The organism is Kineococcus sp. AC630, from assembly GCF_979255925.1.
In genome coordinates this window covers 1-235 of the sequence record NZ_CEEDMJ010000153.1, presented here as the reverse complement: position 1 = coordinate 235, position 235 = coordinate 1, and the positions used below count along the sequence as shown (strand labels likewise).

1 protein-coding gene is annotated in these 235 nt (G+C 68.1%); it reads left to right on the top strand.

Annotation, left to right across the window (positions count from 1 at the left end):
• The coding region (locus tag AC0I8G_RS26220) for a helix-turn-helix domain-containing protein (protein ID WP_471732544.1) at nt 1-235 on the top strand (235 nt) is incomplete at both ends.

Below are 235 nucleotides of genomic sequence, written 5' to 3'. Positions count from 1 at the left end.
TTCGTCACCGATCGTCTCGACGGGCTCGGTGACGAGCCGTGCCCAGGACGTCCCGCGTCGATCACCGCCGTGCAGGTCGAGGCAGTGGTGGTCGACACCTTGGAGTCGACACCGGCCCATGCCACCCACTGGAGCCGCGCCAAGATGGCGCAGCGCAGCGGAGTGAGCCCCACCACTATCGGGCGGATCTGGAAGGCGGTCGGCCTCCAACCGCACCGAGCTGAAGGGTTCAAGC